Origin of the sequence: Flexibacter flexilis DSM 6793 (assembly GCF_900112255.1) — a bacterium.
Lineage (GTDB): Bacteria > Bacteroidota > Bacteroidia > Cytophagales > Flexibacteraceae > Flexibacter > Flexibacter flexilis.
The window spans coordinates 133894-160076 of record NZ_FOLE01000005.1 but is presented as its reverse complement, the minus strand read 5'-3'; the positions used below and the strand labels follow the sequence as shown (position 1 = coordinate 160076).

The following is a 26183-nucleotide window of genomic DNA, read 5'->3' as shown; positions in this document are numbered from 1 at the left end:
TATTTTAAAATAGTTACTTGATGAGTCGGGCAGTAGCTGTCTGCCAGCAACTGCGCCACAAAGTTAGCTTTTCGCTTGCAATATGTTTGCATAGTTAGCCAAAAAATCTTCAAAAGCCATAGAAAGTTCTGTCAAATTTTCTAATAATTTAGCTTTTTTCCCATTTTTTAAATCTGTTTCGATGTCTTTGGCTTTGCGTGCGACCTGTTCGACTCCCATCGTTCCCGAATTGCCTTTGAGAGTATGTAGAGCCGACAGTACACCTTTGTCATTGCCTTCTTGGGCTTCTTTTTTGGAGATTTCGATGAGTTCGGCGGCCTCTATTTCAAATTCTTTGAATGTTTCTACCAAAAACTCCTCGCCCAAATGTTTACGCAATTGTCCCACTACTTCCAAATTCAAAATTTCATTGACAGTAGTTGCAGAGGCTTTTGCCTCAGCAGTACGAGTGTTGGCTTGAGGTAGCCAATGTTTTATTACGCTTGTAAGTTTTTCGGCATTGATTGGCTTTGGGATGTAGTCGTCCATGCCTGCTTGCAAAAACTTTTCGCGGTCGTCTTGCATGGAATAAGCCGTCATGGCAATAATGGTTGGCGTGTGTGGTAAATGCAAATCCTTGATGTGTTGCGTAGCGGTTACACCGTCCATTTCTGGCATTTGTATATCCATGAGTACCAACGAATAAGCATTGTTTTTGACCATTTCGATGGCCTCCAAACCGTTGCTGGCTACTTCTACACGGCAGCCGATTTTTTTCAAAATTTCGGACGCTACTTTCTGGTTAATATGATTGTCGTCCACTACTAGCAGGTAAGGAGCCGATTCGGCATCAAAAACAATGTCTAATTTTTTGCTTTTTCGAGGTTCTAAAAAAGTTTCGGGCTTGGCCTCTTTCACCTGAAATGTAAACCAAAATGTAGAACCTTCGCCTTCAACGGATGCTATGCCTATATCGCCTTTCATTAGTTGTGTGAGTTGCTTGGAAATGGCTAGTCCCAAGCCCGTACCGCCATAGGATTTGGTAGAAGAAATGTCTATTTGCTCGAAATATCCGAACAAGATTTTTTGATTTTCTTCCGAAATGCCTATGCCCGTATCTTTTACCTCGCAGCGAATCGTATAAACATTGTTTTTCTTTTCTGTTAAAGAAAAATTGACTTTAATGCTGCCCTCATCCGTAAACTTGATGGCGTTGGAGGTGAGGTTTGAAAGGATTTGCAAAAGCCGCGTTTCGTCGGCGCGAATAAATTGCGGCACTTCGGGTGCTATCGTATAGCCCAATACCAAACCTTTTGTGTTGGCTTGTGGTCTGTACAGCGAAATGAGTTTTTCGGCTGTGTGCGAAAGACTTACAGTTGTTTTACGGAGCTCCATTTTGCCCGCTTCAATTTTAGAAATATCCAAAATATCGTTCAAAATGTTGAGCAGTGTTTCCGACGATTTTTTGATGGTCTGGACGTATTCTTGTTGTTGTGGCTGCAAATCCGTATCCGAAAGCAAATCAATCACGCCGATAATTCCGTTCATGGGTGTTCGGATTTCGTGGCTCATGTTGGCCAAGAACTTTTCTTTTACTTTCAGTGAGCGTTCCGCGAGTTCTTTGGCTTTTTCTGACGCTTCTGACGCTTTTTTCAATTCCGTAATGTCGCGGGCAACGCCTTCCGTACCAATCACGCGGTTATTATTGTCATAAATAATCCGAATATTGGTAATGAAATTTTGCACGTCGCCATTTTCAGCCACAATGGGCACTTCAAAGTTTTTGATACGTCCTTTGCGATACAAACTTCTGATGGCTTGTTTGCGCCGAACGTTGTAGATATAAAAGGCATTGATGTTTTTTCCGATGATTTCTTCGGGTGTGTAGCCGCAAATTTCTTTCACCGAAGGGCTGATAATCAAGAAATTGCCATTGGCATCGGTACGGAAATAAATGTCTTGGAACGACTCAAAAATATTGCGGAATTTTTCCTCTTTTTCTTGTAGTGCGATTTCGTTGTTTTTCTTTTCGGTAATATCGTGCGCAATGCCCGAAACTTCCGCAATATAATCTTTGTGCCAGTGTATCGGGTTTAGGAAAATTTCGAGCCAACGCGTTGTACTATCGGGATTAAGTGCATGTATTTCAAAATGTTGTGCCTTTCCCTCAAAAGCGGACTCATAGCGTTTTTGTAGTTGGTCGGCTGGCCAATTGCAAAGTTTATCAATCGGATGACTTGGCAAAAGGCGCGTATGTTGGCTGGTCGTCTGGTAGTTTTTATTGAAAGAAGTGAGTTGATTTTGCCTGTCCACCGACCACATCAAGTGCGAACTACTTTCAAAAATGGCGTTGAGCCGTGCGCTTTGTTCTTGTATTTTTTCTTCTTGCGCTTTACGCTGAATGGCCAAAGCCATTTGCCCCGAAATAAAATGCAGTAGTTCCAAGTCTTGCGGCGTGTAGGTACTGGCACTTACAAACGACTGTATGGCAATTAGGCCAATGACCGAATCATTGATTTTGAGCGGAACGCCGAGCCATACTTTGGGCATACGTCCATGTACCGTGATAATTTTTTGTTCTATTAACTGCGCTAAAATTTCTTCGTGCAAAAAAAGCGGCTTGCCCTGATCCATGGCGTATTCGGTCAGGCCATTACTTTTGGGGCGTGCGCCACGATCCACTTTTCCGCCAAAATTTTCGTCCACATAATACACAAACCGAATGTCTTTTCCGTCGGCTTCCTCCAAGGCTATATAGAAGTTGTCCGCATCAATTACTTTTTTTAGTTCGTTGTGAATATTTTCGTAAAGCGTTGATAGATTCGTGCTTTCTACTATCAAATTAGCCATCAGATAGTAGAGATTTTGTGCGTTTTGGGTGCGGCGTTGGGTGGTAATATCTTCCCCGATAAGTATGTAGGTGTTGGAACTTCCCAAGAAAATAGAATTAAACTTGAGTAGTTTTACTTGCCCGTACTGATTGACTATTTCGTACTCGGTGTTATTGATTAAATCCGTTTCGGGTGAAAGTTCAGGCGTTGTATTGTAGGTGTTTTTGTACCAAAAATTTTGCCATTTTTTGCCAATCAGGGTGCAGAGAGGCTGCTCCATCACTTTTTCAAAGGCATTGTTACTGTGTAAAATCGTTCCTTCTTTGTCCAGGGAAACCGATAAAAGATGGGCGTTTTGCATGGAATGGAGTAGTTGGTTTTCGGTGGCTTGTGCCGCCAATTGCCGACTGAGGTGCTCTTCGGCTTGCTGGCGTTCGGTAATGTCGAGGATAGAAGAAATATAGCCCTTAAAATCCCCCGTTTTGTCTGTGTAAGGCACTCCGCTGTCGAGCATCAGGCGGAACTCTCCGTCGTGGCGGCGCATGCGGTATTGCATTTCGTATTTTTTTCTTCGCTTAAAGGCCATGTCCATCGTGGCCAACATCAACCCCAAATCGTCGGGGTGAATGTGGGTGAGCCAACCGTTATTTTGCTCGCCTTCGGGTGTGCTTTTGGTGAAGTCCAGCCATTGTTTGCTGAAGTAGTAATAATAGTTGTTGGCATTGGCCAGCTTGAGCAACGTGGGCGCGTTATTGGCCAGTATCTCAAATTTTCGCTCATTTTCGTCGATTACTTTTTCGGCTTGCTTACGCGCCGTAATGTCCCGAACCACCGACTGAATGTAGCTTTTGTCTCCAAAAGTAAGCGGCTGTAACATTACTTCAGTCTCAATAATATTGCCGTTTTTGTGCTGGTGCTGCCACTCAAAAAATTGTGGCTTTCCGCCAAAGGCTTGCTCAATGTAATAAATTGCTTTTTCTATTGAAGAACTGCCGTCTGCTTGTTTGGCGGGCGAAATGGAAGTAGGCGAAGCCCCTACAATTTCTTCTCGACGCACGCCAAACATGGTAAGTGTACGTTCGTTGCATTCGATAAACAAATAATCTTCGTTGAGCAACAAAATGGCATCGTGGCTCGTATTTAAGAGCTGTCTGTATAAGGCAACTTCTATTTCGGCAGGGTATAGCATAGTAATCAAAACAACCAATTATGTTTAACAAAAATGCTGTTTTCTCTTTTAAATAAAAAACTAAATCTTATGTAGGTACAATAATTGCTTGGTTTTTAGTGGTTTTATCTGTAAGAAATTTTGCAAAAAACTTTACTTTTCTTTGGCATACCGCAGTGGGCTTGTGCCTGTTTTCTTCTTAAAAAAACGGCTAAACTCTTCAATGTTATCGTAATACAACAAGCTGGCCACTTCCGAAACATTGTACTTGCCCGCTTTGAGTAAGTGCTTGGCTTGCATGAGTCGTAGCTCGTCGATGTGTTCTTTGGCCGTGCGGCCTGTCGTGTCGGTGAGTAGTTTGCTCAGTTGCGCGATGGACGTGTTCAGGGCGTTGGCATAAAACGTTACTTTGCGTTCTTTGTAAAAATGTTTTACCAGTAATTGTTGAAAGTCAGCCAAGCGTTTTTCTTTCCCGATGTGTTTGGCGTTGGCTGTTTGGCCATTGTCGCGGCTGAGCAAGATATTTTCTATTTCATACAAAAAAATAATAATCTCGCTTCGGATAATTTCCTTCTGAAACGCGTGCGCGTCTTCGCCAATAATGCGTTTGATGCGATGAATCAGTCCCCAAATAAGTTCGTGCTCTTCGGCGGTAAGTTGCACATAGCCAATGCCTTTGTTGCGCAAAAGCTGAAATCTTTCCAAAAAATAAATGTTGTTGAGCGTCTCGGTCAGGAAACTTTTCTGGAACATGACCAACGTACACCGAAAATCTTCGGATGCATCGGAGACTTCCAGCGTGTTGAACGGGCTAAAAATGGCAAAACTACCTTGTTCGTATCGGATTTCTTGGTCAGAAACTTTCATGGTAATGTGCCCCGACAAACAAAATGCCAATTGGTAGCCACTCATGCGCACCGCCGAGCGGCGTAACAGGTTGTGGCTGTGCACTTCGGCCACGTAATAATCTCGTATTTTGGTTTTGGTGTTGCGCTCTGCCATACGCGAGTAACAAATATTTGGGGTATAAAGGAGGTGAAAATAGTCAAAAAATAGAAAAATAATGTCAAATATACGGCTTTCTTGTTCCATACATTTGTTAAATCGTAAGGTCGGTAAAAAGAACTACTAATTTAATTTTTTTGAGATGTGCCAAGCATAAATATCTTTTGGTTAATATTACTGGCCTATCCGAGTAGGATATTTTTTAGCAAACAAAATTATATACCAAACATTTAACAAGTAAAAAAAGACATGACAGTACAAGACTTAAAATCAAAACTTACGTTGCCCGTAATCGTATCGCCGATGTTCATTATTTCGGGGACAAAGTTGGTAATCGAATGTTGTAAAAATGGCATTGTGGGCACGTTTCCAGCCCTCAATGGCCGCACCAGCGAAGCGTTTGAAGCAATGTTGCAGGAAGTAACGACGGAATTGGCCAAGTTTGAGCAAGAGACAGGCCGCAAAGCTGCGCCGTTTGGCGTGAACATTATCGTAAACAAAACCAATCCGCGCGTAATGCCTGATTTGCAATTGTGTATGAAATACAAAGTACCGTTGGTTATCACTTCGTTGGGTGCTGTAAAAGAATTGGTGGACGCGGTGCATAGCTATGGCGGTTTGGTTTTTCACGACATCGTGAAGAAACGCCACGCCGAAAAAGCTGCCGAAGCAGGTGTCGATGGACTTATTTGCGTGTCGGCGGGTGCGGGTGGCCACGCGGGTACGGCCAATCCGTTCGCGCTTATTTCCGAAATTAAAAATTTTTATAAAGGTGCGGTGTTGTTGGCGGGCAGCCTCGACACGGGCGCGGACGTTTTGGCGGCTCAAACCATTGGCGCGGATTTCGCTTACATGGGGACGCGTTTTATTGCTACGCAAGAATGTTTGGCACAAGACGAATACAAAGCGATGGTTGTGAGTTCGGGCATCGACGACATTATTTACACAGACGGCGTGTCGGGTGTGAATGCCAACTTCCTCAAACAAAGCATCGTGAAAGCGGGCATTAACATTGAAGAGAAAAAAGAAGAGGATTTCTCGAAACTCTCTGGCGATGAGGCCAAAGCGTGGAAAGATATTTGGTCGGCGGGACATGGTTGCGCGGGCATCACGGAGGTGGTGAGTGTGCACGCGTTAGTAGAAAAACTTAAATCGGAGTACAAATCTGCTTTGGACAAAAACGCCGCCATTAGCGCACAACTTAGTTTTTAGTCAAAAATCCCTTGTTTGAGTAAATTAGCTATGGAAACTTCTTGGGCAACCCACTCGGTCAGTAACCAATACACCGAGTTGGCCGACTATAATTTGTTTAGCACAGACCTTGTGCTTAAAGAATATTTTGAACAAAAAAACGCCCAATGGGCAACGGATATCTTGCAGCAAACAGGCCATGATATTGGCACGGCGTGGGCATATCATCAGGCCACATTAGCCAACAAACACACGCCTGTTTTGCATACGTTTGATAACAGAGGCAACCGCCGCGACGTGGTGGAATTTCATCCTGCTTGGCATTGGTTTATGAAATATGCCAAAAATTCGGGAATGATTTCCGCACCGTTTGAAAGTGAACAGCCGCACCGTTGGGCATTTTTTGGCGCAAGTTTTATGCTCATGTCGCAGGTGGAAGACGGTTCTATGTGCCCGACTACCATGACGCAAGGAGCTATTCCATTGATTGCCAGAGAATCAGAACTCTGGCAATTACTCAAAGATAAATTGCTCAGCCACGAATACGACGAAAGAGATTTGCCGATTGCCGACAAAAAATCGGTTTGGATTGGCATGGGCATGACCGAAAAACAAGGCGGCTCCGACGTAAGAGCCAACCAGACGATTGCCACGCCTGTCGGCAAGTCGGGGCGAGGCCAAGCCTATTTGCTCAAAGGGCACAAATGGTTTTTTTCGGCTCCCATGTGCGATGCGCATTTGGTGGTGGCACGTACAAGCGATACCGATGCGCTGGGTTGCTTTTTTGTACCAAGATGGAAATTTGATGGCACAAAAAACGCCGTACAAGTGCAACGCCTGAAAGACAAAGTCGGCAACAAAAGTAATTCGAGTAGTGAAGTAGAATTTCAGGACGCGTGGGGCATTTTGATGGGCGAAGAGGGAAGAGGTATCCCGACCATTATCGAAATGGCCAATTATACGCGTTTGGCTTGTGTGTTGGGCAGCGCGGGGATTATTCGCCAAGCTACCGTACAAGCCATTGCTTATACCAGACAAAGAACTGCTTTTGGTGAAAAATTGTATCAACAACCGCTCATGCGCAATGTTTTGGTGGATTTTGCGCTGGAAAGCGAAGCCGCCCAACATTTAGGTTTGAGACTTTCCGAAGCGTTCGAAGCCGACGAAAACGACCTTTCGGCCAAAGCGTGGAAAAGATTGGTAACGCCTGCGGCCAAATACTGGACGTGCAAGCGTGCCGAAAGCCTGACGGCGGAAGCAATGGAAGTTTTCGGTGGAAATGGTTACGTGGACGATGGCATAATGGCAAGGCTTTTCCGCGAAGCTCCCGTCAATTCGATTTGGGAAGGTTCGGGTAATGTCATGTGTTTGGATGTACTCAGAGCCGTTCACAAAGAGCCAGCATTAGTAAAAGTTTTGTTGGGAGAATTGAGCCAAATGGCTGGCGGCGAGGCACAAATCTTAAAAGCAATAGCGGCTTTGGGGCAATTGTTTGCGGCAGAACCTGCGCTTTTGGAAGCGAGAGCCCGATTATTAACCGAAAAACTGGCACTTATCGTACAGGCTTGCCTGATGAAACAACGTGCACCCGAATTGATGAGTGCCGCATTCATAGACATCAGACTTGGCCAGCCATTAGCCGCCAATTATGGCGCATTTATTTCGGATAACATACACCACGAAAGCATATTGGAAAGAAGTTTTCCGTCTGTTTTCTAAAACAAACAACCTGTTAGTACAGCAATCAAATTAACCTATACAAAACCATGAATCTACTATCGGTATTCGATTCGAATGTTCGAAAATTTGCTCAAAAAGACTTTATCCGTTACAACGGCGCAGGCCAAACCTACCAGCAAGTACAAGCCAAAACGCTTCGTGTGGCGGCTTTTCTTCAACAAAACGGCATTGGACAAGACGATAAAGTAGCTTTGTTTTGCTATAACTCGCCTTCATTTGTTTGGTTTTTGTTGGGAGCTTGGCGGCTTGGCGCGGTGGTTGTGCCTGTCAATCACAAACTTAAAGCGCGTGAGCTGGAATATATTCTCACTGATTCGGACGCGAAATTTTTGCTTTTTGATGCGCAGCTTAACAGCGTGGTAGAAGAACTCTCGTTGTCTATTCCCAAAGCCAGCACGCAAGGACAAGTGTCGGGCACAATTGAAATCGAATCGCATCTGGACACGGTCTCGCCATTGAATTTGGCGTATACAGCGGTGTTGTCGTTGGAATCGGTCGGCGAAATTTTATATACTTCTGGTACGACGGGTTTCCCGAAAGGTTGTGTGATGCCGCACCGTAGTATTTATGTGGCGGCGCAAATTGCGGCAGTTGGCGTTTCGATGAAAAAAGATGAACGCCTACTAATGGCCATGCCGATTTGGCACGCTTCGCCCCTGAACAACTGGTTTGGCGGTACGCTGTACGTAGGCGGCACGGTGGTATTGTTGCGAGAATATCATCCGTTACATTTCTTGCAAACGATTCAAAACGAGAAGATTACCTTGTATTTTGGTGCGCCTATCTCGTATTCGATGCCTATGAATATGCTTCAAAATTTCTTTGATTTTGATTTGAGTAGCGTAAGGGTTTGGGCGTATGGCGCAGGGCCAATCGGCGAAGATTTGAGCAGAAAAATTAGTGCGCATTATAAGCACGGCGACTTTTTTCAGGTGTTCGGCATGACGGAAACAGGCCCTACGGGCATTGTTTTGTATCCAGAAGAACAGTTGCGGAAGGCGGGTTCTATCGGGAAATATCCGTTGCCAACCGTAAGTATTAAGGTGGTGGACGAAAATGGCCACGAGGTCGGTAACGGCGGCGTGGGCGAAATTCTGATGAAAGCCGATAGTTGCATGAGTGGTTATTACAAAAAGCCTGAAGCCACGCAAGAAGCCTTTACGGCAGATGGTTGGTACATCACAGGCGACATCGTCCGAATAGACGAAGAAGGCTATATGTACGTGATAGACAGGAAGAAAGACATTATTATTTCGGGTGGAGAAAATGTTTATTCCAAAGAAGTTGAAGATGCTTTGCTCGCGCACCACGAGGTAATAGATGTGGCCGTGATTGGGACGGAACATCCCGAATGGGGCGAAACTGTAACGGCGGTTTTGGTGGTGAAAAATCCTGAATCGGTTACAGATGACATGATCAAAGACTTTCTGAAACCTGTGATTGCGGGGTATAAAATCCCCAAGATTTATCATTTCGCGGAAGTGCTGCCGCGCACGCCATCTGGCAAAATCCAGAAGTTTATTTTGAAAAAACAGTTAGTTTAAAAAGCACTCTAATCAGCTATGCAAACCACAACGGAATTACTGGAAATTATAGAACTGGAGCAACAATCCGAAAGGGTTTTTGTGGGAAAAAGTCGCTTCATGGGTAGCCCCAATATTTTTGGAGGGCAAGTGGTGGCGCAAGCACTGAACGCCGCCACTCGAACCGTCACGAAGGAACGCGTTTGTCATTCGTTGCATTGCTATTTTGTATTGCCTGGCAACCTCAAACTTCCTGTAAGTTATGAAGTGGCAGCAGTCAGAGATGGTGGCAGTTTCACGACTCGTTTTGTAACAGCCAAACAAAATGACGTGCCTATTTTTGTGATGGCAGCATCGTTTCAGGGCGAAGAAGTCGGTGTGGCGCATCAGGTAACTATGCCGCAAGTGCCTGCTCCCGAAACGCTTTCAGGTTGGATAGATTTATCGTTTATGGAAGATGCTCATGAACAGGCGCGAATGAGTTTGTTTGTGAATGCGGAACGACCACTTGAGATGCGTTCGTGTTTTCAGCCCGATTATTCGGATTCGGCACAGTTGCAGAACAAAAGCCAAGTTTGGTTTCGATTTAAAGATGTACCCGAAAATATCAGTCTGCCGCATATTCAACAGCTCATTGCTTACGCTTCGGATTATAATATTCTGGGAACGGCCTTGCTTGCGCATGGCAACAAGTACAATTATATCAATACGCAAATGGCGAGTTTAGACCATGCCATTTGGTTTCATAAGCCCGTTACAGACCTGACGGATTGGCTTTTGTTCGATATGGTTTCGCCTGCTGCGGCTGGGGCGCGTGGCTTCGCTTCGGGTCATATATTCAGCAGGGCGGGAGAGTTGGTGGCTACCGTAGCGCAAGAAGGTTTGCTCAGGCCGATGACATTGCGCGAACCCGTACATTCCAATAATGCCCAAACAGTAGCCCGCGCAGAAAAGTAAAAGATATTTAACCCTGATAAGTGTCAAGCATTTATCAGGGTTTTTTGTTTGAAAGAAGTGGCTGAGAAAAGAAATACATTGCAAAAAGTTTTACTTTAGGAAATGTTAAAAACTGCTAAAAAGCGTTAAAAAACATAAAATAGTTTTGAGGTGATTGTAAAATAAACGCAATTTGCCAAACAATTTTTATTTAACCCCTATCTAATTCCCACATGAAAAACCTTTTAAAAACCGCTATTCTATGCCTTTTGTTCTGTCACTTATCAGTTGTGCAAGCGCAACCATTACAAATGGGCGATTGGCAAAAAATAAAAACACCTTCTATTGGAGGATATGTAGCACTTGGGGCTATATACAAAGGCAATATGTATGCTTACGCTAATGATTCTAATTATATTTCCGCTAATCAGGCAAATACTTGGAGTAGTTATGATCCCCTATATGGATATTTTTATCCTGCGCGCTATCTGAAACAAGTAGGAGGGCGATTGGTTTGGGTCGGAGGCAACCAAATAAAACTAAAAGATTATACGACAGAATCTTGGACAGATACACTCATCCCAATGACTCCTAATATTAATAATATAAGGAATTGGGCAGATGTCTTTTTGTTACATCAAGATTCAGTTTTAGCAATTGGTGAAATGGGGACACTACATCAGGATAGTCTTTTTATACTAAAAGCAGATACTATTACATGGCAGTTTAAACCAATCACTTTCAATGCCCCTGATAATATTAAAATAAAATCGCCTTATAGTGGAAAAAGCACAGGCAATGCTTTATATTTAAGTTACGCAAAACCAGAAAATTCAGGTTTTTATGGTTATCGTTTAGTTAAATCCATAGATAATGGACATAACTGGTTAAGGGTTTGTATGGGAAGCGTATCTAATTTTGAAATACTAAATAATGAGCTTTATACCATTAATCAATTAGCGGATTCTCTCACCATCTTGCGACGCGTCTTGCCAGATACCACCACCCAAGTGATAGGGGCAGGGCTGCATAAAAAATCACTTAATGGTGAATCTAAACTTTATGCACACCAAAATACTCTTTACCTTACAGGCCAAGATGGGGTCTATAAACTCAATGGCTTGGCTTGGGAAAAAGTGGGGGCATGGCAACCTTACACATTAGGCAATATCTCAGGCCTGGTATTTCAGCAGGATACGATTTGGGCAAGCACTTCCAGAGGCTTGTTTCGTTATGACCCACAAACATTGTTTTGGGAAGCGCGTAACAATGGCATTAATAGTGCAGATGACCGAATTACATTATTAGATGTTCAGGAGAATAAGGTATTATTTAGCAGAACAGATAACTCCAAAAGTCTGTATGCACTTTCGGAAGATAATCTACAAAGTTCTTCTTTTATTTTAGAAGCCGATTGGAACTACTACAGTAGTTATCATTTGCAAGACAATGACAATATTTTGGCTTATGATAAATTGCTGAAACATGGCTACGCCAATGGTTTGGCTTGGGATACAGACAATCTGAGTTTGCCTCCTAATCAGACAAGTTATGGCATTGTACAAAAAGACCCTTATGTTTTTATTTCATTGGGTTTGGGTGGCTTGGTTTATCGCAGTGAAGATGGTGGCTATAGTTGGACGCTGAAAAATACAGGCAAACCTACTACTGACTATGGTGGTAATTACTTGTTTTTGGTCAATAATATCTTGTACCAGTACAGAGGCTGGGATTTATATCGCAGTACAGACAATGCCGAGACATGGATTAAATGTAATTTCACGAACAATGTAGCAGAATTTAGTCAAGCAGGCCCAGCGCATCATGGGAATGAGGTGTTTGTTGCTTTAAATTACGACAGCACCTATTTCCATTCAGTTGATAATGGCCTTACTTGGACAAAGAAAACTTTCCCTGCTTATTTGCACCAAGGTGGTGCATTTAACATAGGAGAACAAATGTATTTTATTGCACGTAGTGACTATTGGCAGGGCTATGGCAAAATCTATCGCTACGAAGGAGACATAAATGCGGCTGTTTTTGTGGCAGATTTTCCTCTTGTTCTACAGTTGCAAAAGGCCATGTCCAATGATAGTTTACTATTTATAAAAGCGAATGATAATGTGTATTATGCCGCTTATGAGCCAATGCTTCCGACAGGTATTCGCAGTCCGAAATATTCCTCTATTGCAGTGAATCTGTACCCCAATCCCGCCAAACAGGCTTTTTCCTTAGAACTTCCAGTAGCCACGCAAGAGGCAGACATTCGTATTTTGGATATGCTTGGAAAAGAGTATTTACATCATGCACATCAAGGCGATAATCGCCTCTCTATTTCGCTCAAGGATATGCCCGCAGGTATGTATTTGGTTCGCATTCAGACGGATAAGGGAAGCACTACCCAAAAATTGATGGTGCAGCAATAAACTAAAATAAACCTCGCCGCCTGATTCTGGGTTATAAGCAATCAGGCGGCGAGGTTTATTTTTATTAAAAATGAACTACTTTGGTTACTCGCAAATTTCGCGGATTGCTTGCAAAATCACTTCGCAAGACTCGCGAATTTGCTCGTCGGTGATGGTAAGTGGCGGCGCAATGCGCATCGAATTATCACAAAACAAAAACCAGTCCGTAATGACACCCAACTCAATGGCGCGGTCTATCACAGCTTTGAGCACCTCGAACGACTGCATTTCTACGGCCATCATTAGTCCTTTGTTGCGGATTTGGTGTATGGCGGAGTGTTGTAAATATTCTTTGAATAAATTGGCTTTGCGTTCTACGTCTGCCACTAAGTTCTCATTTTGAAGTACTTGCAGCGTAGCCAACGAAGCCGCCGCACTCACGGGGTGGCCGCCAAAAGTCGTGATATGTCCTAAAAGTGGGTTGTTTTTAAAACTCCCCATTATTTTTTGAGAAGAAATAAACGCCCCAATCGGCATACCGCCGCCCATGCCTTTGGCGCAAACCAAAATGTCGGGCGCAATGCCGTAATGTTCAAATCCCCAAAACTTGCCCGTACGTCCGAAACCTGCTTGTATTTCGTCCAAAATCAAGAGCGTACCCGTTCGTGTGCAACGCTCGCGCAAAGCCTGCATGTATTCGGCACTTGCCACGCGTACGCCTGCTTCGCCTTGCACGGTTTCCAGTATTACGGCGGCTGTTTCGGTGCTAATCTGTTCTAAATCTGCCATTTCTCCAAATCGAATATTATACATTTCGGGTAGCAGAGGGCGGTAATTTTGTTTGAAAATCTCGTTGCCACCTGCCGAAAGTGCGCCATGCGACGAACCGTGATAGGCATTGACGGCACTCAAAAAACGCCTGCGGCCAGTGTAGCGTTTGGCCAATTTAATCGCGCCTTCTACGGCTTCGCTTCCCGAATTGACCAAATACACATTGTCCAGATTGGGCGGCAAAGTCTGCACCAAGGCAGCGGCCAATTGCGTTTGCGGCGACTGTACATATTCGCCGTACACCATCAAGTGCAAATAGCGGTCTGTTTGGGCATGAATCGCCTCGATTACGCGCGGGTGTCGGTGGCCTACGTTGCTTACCCCGATGCCCGAAATTAGGTCGGTATAGCGTTTTCCGTCGGGTGCGTACATATAAACGCCTTCGGCGCGTTCTATCTCGATAAGTAACGGAAAATCAGTAGTTTGTGCTAAATTTTGTAAAAAAAGCTGGCGGTTAGATAACACTATTTTTTCTTTGTTTTGGTCTTCGTTGATTTGGAATTGCTTTTGCCCGAATTGCTGCTTGCCGCAGTTTTTTTGCTTTGCTTTTTTGGTTCGGGTTCTGGCGTGTAATACACTCCCGTTACGCTCTTTTTGGTTGGGCGTTCTTCTACGCGCCACTTGAATCCCTTGAAGCGTTTTTCGGGTTCTTGCAACTCGTGCGGCGGAATGAAAGCTGCGTCGGGTTTGGTGAGGAAAGTGATATTATTGAGTTTGTTTTTTTCTTTAAACCGAACAATCATGTTGCTGCAATTCACGCGGTTCATGCCCGTCAGTGCCGTGTCGCCTTCGAGTGCAAAGTAAATACTTTGGCCGTTGCCGTTTACGTTGATGCGCTGAATTTGGTTTTTATTAAAAAACGCCAACATATTTTTGCCTTTTACTTGGTTAAAGTTTTTGAGGCTGTCGCGGCTGATAATGAAGGCGTTGCCGCGCATATACATTTTGTCGGGCGTGTTGTTTTTTTGCAAAAGCCAAACCGAATCGGCAGTTAGTTGGCTGCCCGCGTTCCAAAGGACGGGGTCTTGATAAAAATAAATAGTTGAGTCGGCAAAATTATATACCAACGAATCGCAAATGGCCTGAATGTCAGATTTGAAAATTCGTACATGGTTGTAAGCCAATAATTTACTTGGTTTTGCGCGACCAGTTTTGGGGTCGGGGCTGCCCACCGAAAGTAGCGTGTCGGCTGTCAGAAACATGGTATCTTTTTCGGCTGGTGTTTTCATCAGCACATGGCCATATACTTTGGAATAGCCGCTATTTTTGGAGTAAATCGCCTCGTCGCCAAAAATGGTAATGCTGTCTTTTTTAGAAAACATCACGACTTTTCCTTTCGCAAAACCTCTGTCTTGTGCTTTGTTGTAAGTCGAATAATCACTGGTAAGTTTGTATTCGGGCGTGTTTACGTTGGAACGGCCTTCAAACGAAGCAGTTTCGGTGTTGGTGTCGTATTCGCCTTTGTTGGATTTGAGTACGCCTTCGGCGGTCGTGATGGTGGTTGGCCCCGAAAAATACGCCACTTTGGTTTCGGTATTGTAACGCAACGTATCGGTTTCGAGCGTATAATTTTCGCTTACCAAACGAACTTTCTTTTTGAAAATCATCGTTTTAGAATTACGATTATATTCGCCAATGGTACTGGTCAGCGTGTTTTTGCCGTCCACGATTTTGCCGCCCGAATAGTAGTAGGCCGAACCTTCGTTCATGTGATAATCCAGCGAACGGGTAGTCAGGATTTTGCCTTTGTCGTTGAGTGTAACATTGCCGCGCAGCTTGGCCAATTGGTTGCTTTCAAAGAAATGAAGCGTGTCGCTGGTGGCCGTCGAGCCGTCGTCTTGCACGATACGCACATTGCCGAAGGCTTCAAATTTTTTGGATTGAACAAAACTATTGAGCAAATCGCAATACAACATTTTACCAGGTTGATTGACTTGCACATTGCCCCTAAATTGGCGTACATCTTCGCCTCTAATCTTAAAGCCTTCTAAAGATTCGCTTTTAATCCCTGTTTGTTGGGCATATAATGCTGTGGGCAAGCTGCCGAGCCAAAGCAAAAGTACAATTAGTTTGTTTCGCATTTAAAATATTGGTCTGTTGGAAATGCTGTGAATCACAGCGTTGTGTTTGCGGCTGCAAATCTCGCGCCAAAATTAGGAAAACCAGCGCAATGTTTGCCAACCAAAACAAAGATGCAGCCGCAAAAATAAGAATCTTGTGCGGCTGCATTTCTTCAAAATTTTTTATTCAAACAAAAATTAGTTGCTTCTGAGTTTTTGGCGTTCCACGTAGGCCGACACAAAAATACTAAGCTCGTAAAGCAAATAAATCGGGATAGCCACGATTAACTGACTCATTACGTCGGGGCTTGGCGTAAGAATAGCCGCAATCAACAGAATCACGACAGCCGCATGACGACGGAAATGGCGCATCAAATGCGGCGTAACAATGCCCGCTTTGGAAAGTGCGTACACCACCATCGGCAATTGGAACATCAGGCCACAGGCCAAAACCATCATTGTAAGTACCTCTATGTAAGAGAGTAAGTCAAATTCGTTGATGATGCTTTCGTCTATTTGGTAGTTGGCCAAAAAGTTGATGGAAAGCGGAGCTACGATATAATAGCCAAACAAAATACCCGTCAGGAATAAAGTACTCACCGACAGCACCGCCCAGCGCGTAATTTTGCGTTCCTCGTGATACAAACCTGGCGCAATAAAACGCCATAATTCCCAAAACACATACGGAAAGGCAATGACAAAACCCGCCAAAATCGAAATGGAAAGGTGCGTCGTAAACTGGCCTGTCATGTTGCGGCTCTGAATCGTAAAATTAAGCTGCTCCACACACAAAAACGGTTGATCTACAATTTGTGCGAGTTGGCACATCATTTTATATGTCCAGAAGTCGGGGCGGGAAGGGCCTAATATTATTTCATGGAATAAAATTCGTTTTTCCACAAAGGCAACCACCGCCAACACCACAATGGCAATTACCGAGCGGATCACGTGCCAGCGCAGCTCCTCCAAGTGGTCTATGAAGGTCATTTCTTTTAAATCATCGTTTTTCATGGTTGCAAAAATAATAGCTCGCCGCAAATACACTACAATTCTGTTTCTAAAAAATAAAACATAGTTTTTGCGAAAAGAACTTTTATGTGAAAACCCCAAGAAATATGTTTACCTTCGCCCGTCTTTTCGATATAAAGAAATATAGTTAAGGCTTCTCTCTACACAAGGCGGGGTGTCGTTGATGCTCCCGCCGATTTTAATGTAGTTCGCTTTTGAAATAGAAATATTTATTCACAAATATATTTTTTATTCTGCTAAAACCCTGCTTGCTTCGAGTGGGGTTTTTTATTGAAAATATCAATTAGTAACTTGCACTTGTATTTTTGTCGCTTTGCCCTCATACAACGCAAGAAAAATATATCAATCCTTTCACAGATTTTGGTTTTAAGAAATGGTTTTGATTGAGTACTAAAAAATCAGCATAAAGAGAGATTTAAAATTTAAGCAATAAAATGACAATTATATTTCATAAATATCAGGGAACAGGCAACGATTTTGTAATGATAGACAATCGTTCGGGAGTTTTTGACCGCCAAAATAACCAGCTTGTTGCCTTGCTTTGTCATCGACGCTTTGGAGTGGGTGCGGACGGCCTTATCCTGATTCAGAAGCGTCAAGACTTTGATTTTGAGATGATTTACTTCAATGCCGACGGCTACGAAGGTTCGATGTGCGGCAACGGTGGCCGTTGTGCTGTTGCGTTTGCGCACACGCTGGGGCTATTCGACACGCACACTACTTTTATGGCAACCGATGGTTTGCACGAGGCCACCATTACCCCCGAAAACGAAATTCGCCTCAAAATGCAAGACGTAAGCAGCGTAGAACGCAACCCCGAATTTGCGTATATGAACACAGGTTCGCCGCATTATGTTACTTTCAGTCAGGGACTTACCAACAAAGATGTGTTTGCAGAAGGTCGCGCCATTCGCTATAACGACCGATTCGCGGCGGTAGGCACAAACGTTAATTTTGTAGAAAAACAGGCCGACAATACGCTGTTTGTGCGCACTTACGAGCGTGGTGTAGAAGACGAAACTTATTCGTGCGGCACAGGCGTAACGGCGGCAGCCCTGACCGCTTCGGTGGATTTGCCTTCTCCTATTCGCATCAAAACATTAGGCGGAAACCTACAAGTTGCTTTTGAAGCCATTGACAGCGAGCATTTTAAGAATATTTTCTTGATTGGGCCAGCCCAAAAAGTTTTTGAAGGAACATTTGAATACTCAGCCCAAGCATGAGTTTGCACATCGTAAGGCATGAGCCTTTTGCCTGGAAAAACACGCGGCTTTCTTATGTGCAATACGGCGACGGACAGCGCGTACTTTTGGCTTTTCATGGTTTTGGGCAGAATAAAAATGCGTGGCTTTCTGTGGCGCAAGCCTTAGGAAATGAGTATTGTATTTATAGCTTTGATTTGTTTTTTCATGGAGAAAGCATTTGGCCAAATAGCGACGAACCCATTGAAAAACAAGACGTTAAAAATATTTTTGAGGCATTTTTACAAGAAAAACAGATTCAACAATTTGGTGTAATGGGCTTTAGTTTGGGCGCAAAAATAGCTTTGTGTCTGGCAGAATTATTTCCCACACGCCTGAATCAACTTATATTGGCGGCTCCCGACGGGCTGCATATTAATTTTTGGTATCGGCTGGCAACAGGCAGCCAACTAATGCGTTATATATTTAAGTCGCTGATTTCAAATCCTGATTTCTTTTTGAATATGGTGCATTGGTTGGGAAAAGCAAGGCTCGTGAATAAAAAACTGCTGCAATTTGCCTTAAGTCAAATGCACAATCCCGAAAAACGTAGGCAAGTGTATTATAGTTGGTGTGCGTTTCGAAAATTAACACCGAACGTCGAACTTATTGCCGCAAATTGTAACCAACGCAAGATAATGACTGTACTTTTTGTGGGTATTGCAGACAACGTAATTCCTCACAAGAAAATAAAAAACAAATTAAAATCTATTGAATACAAAAAAATAAATATATTGGAGGCAAACCATGTAAATTTACTACAAAAGGTATCCGAATATTACAAGCATAATTTAATACAAAGTCTATAAGAATGCTAGCATAAAAGCAAATAAAATGAAAGTGTTTTGTTAAAAATAATCTTTAAAACTTTATTTTTTAAATGTTTTTTGATAAATAGGATGAATTAACGTACATTGTAATTGGTAATTTCATACTTTTGCACGCGAATTTTTAGATATATTCATTTTTGAAGTATTTTATTGGCCTTTAGTAAGGCTTTTCGTCAGAACATAATACTCGATAGCTTCTTTATAATCAATGAGTTACAACGAAATAGTATTTTTCTCTATATTTTTAATATTTGTGGGCGGAATGCTTGCCTTAGATTTAGGCGTATTCAGCAAAAAAAACCACATTATTACATTCAAGGAAGCGGGTATTTGGAGTATGGTGTGGGTGGCAGCCGCGCTTGTTTTTTATACGATTCTTTACACGCATGGCGACTTAATACATGGTATAGAGGACTTTAGCCGCTTGCGTGAGATTGTTTATCGTTTTGGCGATGAGCAGCAAGTACACATCAACGATCACGATTTTGCAGAAAGTGTACAAAACTATCGCCATAATCTTTCCATCGAATTTATGACTGGTTATCTGACCGAATATGCGCTTTCGGTTGATAATATTTTTGTCATTATTATGATTTTTACCTCTTTCGGTGTGCGTGAAAAATACTTCAAAAAAGTGCTTTTTTGGGGAATTTTAGGTGCCATTATTATGCGTTTTGGTTTTATATTTTTGGGCGCAGCTCTGATCCAAAAATTTGCTTGGATATTATATCTTTTTGGTGGTTTTTTGATTTTTACAGGTGCAAAAATGTTCTTAGAACAAAGCGGCGATGATGATGAGAAAATAGAACCAGAAAAGCATTTTATTGTGCGCTTGGCCTCTAGATATTTCTCCGTATTTCCGCGTTATGTTGGCGAATATTTTTTCATTAAAAAGAATGGCCACGTAATGCTTACGCCACTATTTATGGTGTTGCTTATCATTGAATTTACGGACCTTATTTTTGCGGTGGACTCTGTACCTGCGGTGTTCTCTATTACTCAAGATCCGTATGTAGTTTTTTTCTCTAACATATTTGCTATCATGGGGTTGCGTTCTATGTTTTTCTTCCTGACCAACATCATGCACTTGTTCCACTACCTAAAAACAGGTTTGGCGGTGCTACTTATTTTTATTGGCGGAAAAATGATTGCGCATCATTGGCTTGAGCCGCTCGGTTTCAAAACAGAATATTCACTTTATATCATTATTGGCATTTTGGGAGTTAGTGTAATTGCTTCTTTGGCCTTCCCTAAAAAGAAACATCACGCGCATTAATTTTTTTATTGAATTTCCTAAAAAATTAACTTTTTTTATTGCGTTTTTATGTTTCAGATTATTCCAGCCATCGACATTATTGATGGCAAATGTGTACGCCTAACACAAGGCGATTTTTCTCAAAAAACAGAATACAATACAGACCCTTTGGCCGTTGCCAAATCATTTGAAAATGCAGGATTAAAGCGTCTGCATTTAGTGGATTTGGATGGCGCAAAACAGAAAAAAATAATCAATATTTCGGTACTGGAAAGCATTGCCAAAAACACCAATTTACACATAGATTTTGGTGGCGGCATACAATCCGATACGGACATAGCCAAAGCCTTCGACCACGGTGCAGCGCAAGTTACAGGCGGCAGTATTGCCATCAAAAACGCAACATTATTCGAAAAATGGATTAGTGTTTATGGTGCAGAAAAGCTCATTTTGGGCGCAGATGCCAAAAACGAAAAAATAGCCATATCAGGCTGGGAAGAAAGCACGGAAGTTTCCATTTTTGATTTTGTGGGTCAATGGGCAGCCAAAGGCATTCGGTACGTGATTAGTACGGATGTGGCGCGCGACGGACTTTTGCAAGGTGCGGCAGTGGAGCTTTACAAAAAAATGAAACTACAATTCCCTGATTTACAAATAATTGCCAGTGGAGGAGTAAGCAGCCTTGCCGATTTGCAGGAGCTTGCCAACTTGGGAATTTATGGCGTAATCACGGGCAAAGCCTTGTACGAAAAACGCTTTACGTTGGAAGAACTGAAACGATTTTTATAAAATATTTCTCCCAAAAAGAAAATCCCTTACCACTCAATGCGGCAAGGGATTTTTTTATTCATTTCAATACAAAAACAAAGATTATACGTTGAAACGGAAGTGCATCACGTCACCATCTTGTACGATGTATTCTTTGCCTTCTATGCCGATTTTACCAGCATCGCGGCAAGCCGCTTCCGTTTTAAACTGCTGATAATCTGCAATTTTAATTACTTCTGCTTTGATAAAACCACGTTCAAAATCCGTGTGAATTACGCCAGCTGCTTGCGGTGCTTTCCAACCTTTGCGGATAGTCCATGCGCGAACTTCTTGCACGCCAGCCGTGAAGTAAGTAATCAGGTTCAAAAGCGAATAAGACGCACGAATCAAGCGATTAAGACCCGATTCCGTAAGGCCATATTCTTCCAAAAACATCGCACGTTCGTCTAAGTCAGTAAGTTCCGCGATTTGCGCTTCAATAGCCGCCGACACCAAAATAACCAATGCATTTTCAGATTTTACGGCTTCTTGGAGCTTTTGGCTGTATTCGTTGCCTGTAAGCACGGCGGTTTCTTCCACGTTGGCCACATAAATTACGGGCTTGGCCGTGAGCAATTGCAAATCTTCTACGGCTGCTTTGTCTTCTTCGGCTACGTCGATGCTACGCGCACTTTGTCCCGCTTCCAGATGCGCCTTGTATTGCAAAAGCACCGCCAAATCTTTTTTGGATTTGGCATCGCCAGACTTGGCCGCACGCTCAATTTTCGATATTTTTTTATCTACCGACTCAAGGTCTTTGAGTTGTAGCTCATTATCAATTACTTCTTTGTCAAAAACTGGGTCAACACCGCCCGCTACGTGAACAATGTTATCATCTTTAAAGCAACGCACCACGTGAATAATGGCATCTACTTCGCGAATATTAGACAAAAATTTGTTGCCGAGTCCCTCGCCTTTGCTTGCGCCTTTTACCAAACCCGCAATGTCCACAAACTCAATCACGGCAGGCAATACGCGTTGCGGCGTAACCAAACCTTCAAGAATTTGCAAACGCTCATCTGGCACCGTGATTACGCCAACATTTGGCTCGATAGTACAGAAAGGATAATTAGCGGCTTCCGCTTTTGCGTTAGATAGTGCATTAAAAAGGGTGGACTTGCCCACGTTAGGCAGTCCGACAATACCACATTGAAGACCCATTGGGAAAATTTCGGATTATTGAATTAATATTTTGAGCCGTAAAAATAACAGATACGATTCGGTATTTACAAACTATATGTGTGCCTTCAGCATTTTTATTCCAAATGATAAGGCAAAAAAGCATCTACATTTTGGCCGTGTCGGTGCAAATCGCGTACGATGGTCGAGCTAATGGCCGCCAACGCGGGCGAAGTAATCAAAAACACGGTTTCTAATTGGTCAAAAACATAGCGGTTGGCTTGCGCGATGGTATTTTCATACTCAAAATCAGTAGTGTTACGCAAACCACGCACCAAAAAACTCGCATCGTTTTGTTTAGCAAAAATGGCCGTTAGCCCCGAAAAAGTCGCCACGCGCACTTGCGGATAATCCCTGAAAGTATATTCGATACGCTCCACCATTATTTCTACGGGCAGATAACGCACTTTGCTGCTGTTGATGCCAATGGCCACAATTACTTCATCAAATAAAGCCAACGAACGCAACACAATATCTTCGTGTCCTTTGGTGAACGGGTCGAAAGAGCCAGGGAAAATGGCAATTTTTTTCATGCTAAAAAGCCGTTTAAACTTTTGTTTTTCAATCAATTAGACTACAACAACATCGGACTGCGGTTGGCGGTGCAAAATAGCGGCGGCGTAATTGTCCCAGCTAAATTTCTTAGCCATTGCGTCCACATTTTCGCGATTAATAGGCTCTTGGATAGACAATAACATTTGTTTGGCCATATCTTCCGCATTTTCCGCTTCGGCCAAATAGCCATTAAAACCATGTTTAATCGTTTCGGGGAAATGCCCTACTTTGGTAGCCAACACAGGAATTTTGAAGTTATAGGCCATCGATTCCACCCCCGACGGCGTGGCGTATTCATAAAACAACAAAATCGAGTCGCTTACCTGAAAATATTTGTGTACGTCTTCGTTCGGAACAAAATCGTTGATTACCGTCGTGCAATCCTGCAAACCGTACTTTTCTATCAAAGCCAACGGGTTGTAATCTTGCTCATTATCAGTCTTTTTCAAGAAAACAGATTTTGCCATTCCAAACAACGCGGTTTTTACTTTGGTAGAAACTTTGCTCGTGTCCAGCGTCTGCCAAAACGATTCGCCCACAATCAACAACGACACATCATCGCGCTGCTTGGCCACTTTCGCAAACGCCTCAATGCAATGATGCAGGCCTTTGTATTTGCGAATAAATCCAAAGAACAAAAACACGTGTTTCTTGAGTTTTAGGGCTTGTTTTTGTGCTTCTACGTCAAAATTAGCGTCAATTTTGAACATATCGTACACGGGGTGATACAACTTAATAACCGTCGCTTGGGCTTTTTGCTTGCTGCGCACGCCTGTTTCGTTTACCAAAAAAGTTTTTTTAGGGTAAAGTGTTTCGAGTTCTTGAGCCGTTTTGTAAGCGTGTACAACGTAAGTGTCGGCTACCGCCAAACCGTATTTGCTCAACATCATATCCAAACTGCTTTGTTCTTTTTGAATCACAAAATGCAAATCAAAAATCACTTCAATATTCGTTTCGGACTTGATGCGGCGGGCAATGTAGCCCAACGGCAAGCCTTGCACCGCCACCGACCACTGAAACACCACCATATCAGGATTTATTTCCTTGATGGCATTGACAGTAGCACCCCACGAAAGCGGATTGTTATAGTTAGTAATGTAATGAACTTTAATGTTTGTACCCGCCAATACGTCGGTTTTGGAAGCGCGGTCGATGAAATCGCGCGGAATAATAGCGGGATATTGCTGCGTCCATGAAACGATATGCGTTTCGGTGTTGCCTGTGCGGTCAAAAGCGCGAGCCAACGAAGAAGTATAATTGGCCATACCGCCCTTAAACATAGGACCTGGCCCAAAAACAACCACCTTTTTTTTATTAATCACGAGCCTTCTTATTGTTTTTGTAAAATATTAAATTATACTATTCTAAGCCGAAATGTTTTTTGCACTTGGCTCAGACAAAAGGCAGGCAATTTATAAAATTTCCGTTAAAATAGTCGAAAACAAAGCATTTTTTTCTGAAAAGTGCTAAATATCACCATTTTATTCGGTTGGAAATTCCGTCCAAAGTAATTTTGCGGTATTAGCTCCAATCATCGCCCATTGTTCCACCTGAATTTGTATCGCCACAACGCCAGCGGTCGGCAATGTGCCTACTTCGTCGTGCGTAAGCGATTCGGGCAAGTAGCTAATGGCAGGATTATGACCAACGAGCAAAATCGTATTATATTTTTCGTCTAAAGCATTGATATACTGCAATAATACGCGCATAGAAGCATTGTGCAAAGCTACTTCCGACATGATGTTTTGGGTTTCAAAATGCAGTTGTTCGGCCACAAGCTGGGCAGTTTGGGCGGTGCGGGCTGCTGCACTGCACAAAATGGCCTCTACGGACAGATTTTTGGCGGCCAATGTTGCACCCATGCGCGTGGCTTGCTGCAAGCCTTGAAATGTAAGTTCGCGTTCGAAATCAGTTTGGCCAAAAGAAGCTTCTTCGGCGCGTGCGTGACGCATAATGAGTAGAGTTTTCATCGTTTTTTGAGTAAGGAGAATGAATATTATCAATTAAAAACGGCTTTGGCAATTAACACCAAAGCCGCATATGAAACTATGATTAGTAGGCTTTTGCAAACAAAACACGGCCTTTAGAAGGCTTGCCTGTTAGGACGCATTGGCCGTCTTCGAGCACTTGCGTAAGCGGAATACAACGAATCGTTGCTTTGGTTTCTTCTTTGATTCGCTCTTCGGTTTCTGGCGTGCCGTCCCAGTGCGCCGACACAAAACCTGTTTTGTTTTCCAATACGTCTTTAAACTCTTCGTAAGAATTTACTTCCGTAATGTGTGATTCGCGGAACGCAAAGGCACGTTGGTAAATGTTGGCCTGAATTTCGTCGAGCAAATCTGCTACTACGTTTTCGAGATTTTCGAGTGAATATACCTTTTTCTCTTTCGTGTCGCGGCGAGCCACTTCCGCCGTTCCGTTTTGGATGTCGCGCTGACCGATGGCGATGCGCACAGGCACGCCTTTGAGTTCGTATTGCGCAAATTTCCAACCTGGAGATTGGGTGTCGGCGTTGTCGTATTTTACGGAAATACCTTTGGCTAATAGCTTTTTACGCAAATCGTTGGCTTTTTCGGACACAATATCCAATTGTTCTTGGCCTTTGTAAATCGGCACGATTACCACTTGGATAGGAGCTAATTTTGGTGGTAAAACCAAACCTTCGTCGTCGGAGTGAGCCATAATCAGCGCACCCATTAGGCGCGTACTCACGCCCCACGACGTACCCCAAACGTGTTCCAAACCGCCTTCTTTCGTGGCAAACTTTACATCAAAAGCCTTGGCAAAATTCTGACCCAAAAAGTGTGAAGTACCTGCTTGTAAGGCTTTTCCGTCTTGCATCAAAGCCTCAATACAATACGTGTCATCAGCTCCCGCAAAACGTTCGTTAGGCGTTTTTACGCCTTTCACCACTGGCAAAGCCAAAAACTCTTCGGCAAACGTGGCGTACACTTCCAACATTTGTTTGGTTTCGGCGATGGCTTCTTCCTTGCTGGCGTGCGCGGTGTGTCCTTCTTGCCACAAAAATTCGGCAGTACGCAAAAACAAACGCGTGCGCATTTCCCAACGCACTACGTTTGCCCATTGGTTGATAAGCAAAGGCAAATCGCGGTAAGACTGCACCCAGTTTTTGTAAGTGCTCCAGATAATCGCCTCACTGGTAGGGCGCACGATAAGTTCTTCTTCCAACTTAGAGTCGGGGTCTGCCATAAGTGAACCTTTTTTGTCGGGGTTGGCGCGTAGGCGATAGTGCGTAACTACGGCACATTCTTTGGCAAACCCTTCTGCGTTGGTTTCTTCTGCTTCAAAAAGGCTTTTGGGTACGAAAAGCGGGAAGTACGCGTTGGTGTGGCCAGTATCTTTGAACATTTTGTCCAAAGTCTGTTGCATTTTTTCCCAAATCGCATAACCGTACGGTTTGATGACCATACAGCCACGCACCGCCGAGTTTTCGGCAAGGTCGGCACGCTTCACTAACTCATTGTACCACAGCGAATAATCTTCGCTTCTCTTAGGCAAACTTTTGCTCATGGTGTTGTTATCAAATTTATTTTTATTAAAAGGAAATCAATTGTACCTGCTACAGTGTTATTATACTGAAAATAATACTAAATGTAT

Annotated in this window: 19 protein-coding genes; 9 read left to right on the top strand and 10 right to left on the bottom strand. The window is 43.2% G+C overall.

What is annotated here, in order from left to right:
* Positions 1-63: 63 nt before the first annotated feature.
* On the bottom strand, positions 64-3999 hold the full coding sequence (locus BM090_RS09840; protein WP_091511713.1) for a PAS domain S-box protein: 3936 nt from the start codon (positions 3997-3999) through the stop codon (positions 64-66).
* A gap of 132 nt (positions 4000-4131) precedes the next feature.
* Positions 4132-4980: a helix-turn-helix domain-containing protein gene (locus tag BM090_RS09835; RefSeq protein ID WP_177199897.1), complete on the bottom strand. Its 849-nt coding sequence runs from the start codon at positions 4978-4980 to the stop codon at positions 4132-4134.
* A gap of 252 nt (positions 4981-5232) precedes the next feature.
* Between BM090_RS09835 and BM090_RS09830 the strand changes: the two genes are divergently transcribed.
* The 5 genes from BM090_RS09830 to BM090_RS09810 all read left to right on the top strand — a co-directional run bounded on the left by BM090_RS09830 (position 5233) and on the right by BM090_RS09810 (position 12799).
* Positions 5233-6195: an NAD(P)H-dependent flavin oxidoreductase gene (locus BM090_RS09830; RefSeq protein ID WP_091511708.1), complete on the top strand. Its 963-nt coding sequence runs from the start codon at positions 5233-5235 to the stop codon at positions 6193-6195.
* 15 nt (positions 6196-6210) lie between these two features.
* Positions 6211-7893, top strand: a complete 1683-nt coding sequence (locus BM090_RS09825) for an acyl-CoA dehydrogenase family protein (protein WP_221405374.1) — start codon at positions 6211-6213, stop codon at positions 7891-7893.
* A gap of 47 nt (positions 7894-7940) precedes the next feature.
* Entirely contained in the window at positions 7941-9458 is a 1518-nt protein-coding gene (locus BM090_RS09820) for a class I adenylate-forming enzyme family protein (protein WP_091511703.1), read from the top strand.
* Positions 9459-9476: 18 nt separating this feature from the next.
* Positions 9477-10394, top strand: a complete 918-nt coding sequence (locus BM090_RS09815; protein ID WP_091511701.1) for an acyl-CoA thioesterase — start codon at positions 9477-9479, stop codon at positions 10392-10394.
* A 212-nt stretch (positions 10395-10606) separates the two neighbouring features.
* Positions 10607-12799 (top strand): T9SS type A sorting domain-containing protein, encoded by a 2193-nt coding sequence (locus BM090_RS09810; protein WP_091511698.1) that lies wholly within the window; start codon positions 10607-10609, stop codon positions 12797-12799.
* Between the two features lie 84 nt (positions 12800-12883).
* On the opposite strand, the gene BM090_RS09805 is transcribed toward BM090_RS09810, so the two are convergent.
* The 3 genes from BM090_RS09805 to tatC form a co-directional block, all read right to left on the bottom strand.
* Positions 12884-14074, bottom strand: a complete 1191-nt coding sequence (locus tag BM090_RS09805) for an aspartate aminotransferase family protein (protein WP_245756712.1) — start codon at positions 14072-14074, stop codon at positions 12884-12886.
* Entirely contained in the window at positions 14074-15690 is a 1617-nt protein-coding gene (locus BM090_RS09800; RefSeq protein ID WP_091511696.1) for an OstA-like protein, read from the bottom strand. The genes BM090_RS09805 and BM090_RS09800 overlap by 1 nt, the downstream gene beginning before the upstream one ends.
* Before the next feature lie 177 nt (positions 15691-15867).
* Complete coding sequence (gene tatC / locus BM090_RS09795) at positions 15868-16680, bottom strand: twin-arginine translocase subunit TatC (protein WP_091511693.1); 813 nt, start codon at positions 16678-16680, stop codon at positions 15868-15870.
* Between the two features lie 452 nt (positions 16681-17132).
* On the opposite strand from tatC, the gene dapF reads away from it, so the two are divergent.
* From dapF to hisA, 4 genes are all read left to right on the top strand, one after another.
* Entirely contained in the window at positions 17133-17921 is a 789-nt protein-coding gene (gene dapF / locus BM090_RS09790; RefSeq protein ID WP_091511690.1) for a diaminopimelate epimerase, read from the top strand.
* Positions 17918-18748 (top strand): alpha/beta hydrolase, encoded by an 831-nt coding sequence (locus tag BM090_RS09785; RefSeq protein WP_091511686.1) that lies wholly within the window; start codon positions 17918-17920, stop codon positions 18746-18748. The genes dapF and BM090_RS09785 overlap by 4 nt, the downstream gene beginning before the upstream one ends.
* A 229-nt stretch (positions 18749-18977) precedes the next feature.
* The gene (locus BM090_RS09780) at positions 18978-20045 is read left to right on the top strand and encodes a TerC family protein (protein ID WP_091511680.1); all 1068 of its coding nucleotides are present in this window, start codon (positions 18978-18980) and stop codon (positions 20043-20045) included.
* A 48-nt stretch (positions 20046-20093) separates the two neighbouring features.
* The gene (hisA, locus tag BM090_RS09775; protein ID WP_091511673.1) at positions 20094-20813 is read left to right on the top strand and encodes a 1-(5-phosphoribosyl)-5-[(5-phosphoribosylamino)methylideneamino]imidazole-4-carboxamide isomerase; all 720 of its coding nucleotides are present in this window, start codon (positions 20094-20096) and stop codon (positions 20811-20813) included.
* Between the two features lie 81 nt (positions 20814-20894).
* On the opposite strand, the gene ychF is transcribed toward hisA, so the two are convergent.
* The 5 genes from ychF to proS form a co-directional block, all read right to left on the bottom strand.
* Positions 20895-21992, bottom strand: coding sequence for a redox-regulated ATPase YchF (gene ychF / locus BM090_RS09770; RefSeq protein ID WP_091511671.1), 1098 nt, complete (start codon positions 21990-21992; stop codon positions 20895-20897).
* Between the two features lie 95 nt (positions 21993-22087).
* Positions 22088-22543, bottom strand: a complete 456-nt coding sequence (coaD, locus tag BM090_RS09765; RefSeq protein WP_091512097.1) for a pantetheine-phosphate adenylyltransferase — start codon at positions 22541-22543, stop codon at positions 22088-22090.
* 36 nt (positions 22544-22579) lie between these two features.
* On the bottom strand, positions 22580-23887 hold the full coding sequence (locus BM090_RS09760) for a glycosyltransferase (RefSeq protein WP_143083938.1): 1308 nt from the start codon (positions 23885-23887) through the stop codon (positions 22580-22582).
* A gap of 159 nt (positions 23888-24046) precedes the next feature.
* Positions 24047-24535, bottom strand: coding sequence for a SixA phosphatase family protein (locus BM090_RS09755; protein ID WP_091511664.1), 489 nt, complete (start codon positions 24533-24535; stop codon positions 24047-24049).
* An 82-nt stretch (positions 24536-24617) separates the two neighbouring features.
* On the bottom strand, positions 24618-26096 hold the full coding sequence (gene proS / locus BM090_RS09750) for a proline--tRNA ligase (RefSeq protein WP_091511662.1): 1479 nt from the start codon (positions 26094-26096) through the stop codon (positions 24618-24620).
* Between the last annotated feature and the right edge of the window lie 87 nt (positions 26097-26183).

Bases quoted from the DNA above. Each gene is read 5' to 3' on its own strand.
- proS (WP_091511662.1), bottom strand. From the start codon at position 26,096: ATGAGCAAAAGTTTGCCTAAGAGAAGCGAAGATTATTCGCTGTGGTAC.
- BM090_RS09800 (WP_091511696.1), bottom strand. From the start codon at position 15,690: ATGCGAAACAAACTAATTGTACTTTTGCTTTGGCTCGGCAGCTTGCCC.
- hisA (WP_091511673.1), top strand. From the start codon at position 20,094: ATGTTTCAGATTATTCCAGCCATCGACATTATTGATGGCAAATGTGTA.
- BM090_RS09830 (WP_091511708.1), top strand. From the start codon at position 5,233: ATGACAGTACAAGACTTAAAATCAAAACTTACGTTGCCCGTAATCGTA.
- BM090_RS09785 (WP_091511686.1), top strand. From the start codon at position 17,918: ATGAGTTTGCACATCGTAAGGCATGAGCCTTTTGCCTGGAAAAACACG.
- BM090_RS09755 (WP_091511664.1), bottom strand. From the start codon at position 24,535: ATGAAAACTCTACTCATTATGCGTCACGCACGCGCCGAAGAAGCTTCT.
- BM090_RS09810 (WP_091511698.1), top strand. From the start codon at position 10,607: ATGAAAAACCTTTTAAAAACCGCTATTCTATGCCTTTTGTTCTGTCAC.
- BM090_RS09815 (WP_091511701.1), top strand. From the start codon at position 9,477: ATGCAAACCACAACGGAATTACTGGAAATTATAGAACTGGAGCAACAA.
- ychF (WP_091511671.1), bottom strand. From the start codon at position 21,992: ATGGGTCTTCAATGTGGTATTGTCGGACTGCCTAACGTGGGCAAGTCC.
- dapF (WP_091511690.1), top strand. From the start codon at position 17,133: ATGACAATTATATTTCATAAATATCAGGGAACAGGCAACGATTTTGTA.
- BM090_RS09835 (WP_177199897.1), bottom strand. From the start codon at position 4,980: ATGGCAGAGCGCAACACCAAAACCAAAATACGAGATTATTACGTGGCC.
- BM090_RS09780 (WP_091511680.1), top strand. From the start codon at position 18,978: ATGAGTTACAACGAAATAGTATTTTTCTCTATATTTTTAATATTTGTG.
- tatC (WP_091511693.1), bottom strand. From the start codon at position 16,680: ATGAAAAACGATGATTTAAAAGAAATGACCTTCATAGACCACTTGGAG.
- BM090_RS09820 (WP_091511703.1), top strand. From the start codon at position 7,941: ATGAATCTACTATCGGTATTCGATTCGAATGTTCGAAAATTTGCTCAA.
- coaD (WP_091512097.1), bottom strand. From the start codon at position 22,543: ATGAAAAAAATTGCCATTTTCCCTGGCTCTTTCGACCCGTTCACCAAA.
- BM090_RS09840 (WP_091511713.1), bottom strand. From the start codon at position 3,999: ATGCTATACCCTGCCGAAATAGAAGTTGCCTTATACAGACAGCTCTTA.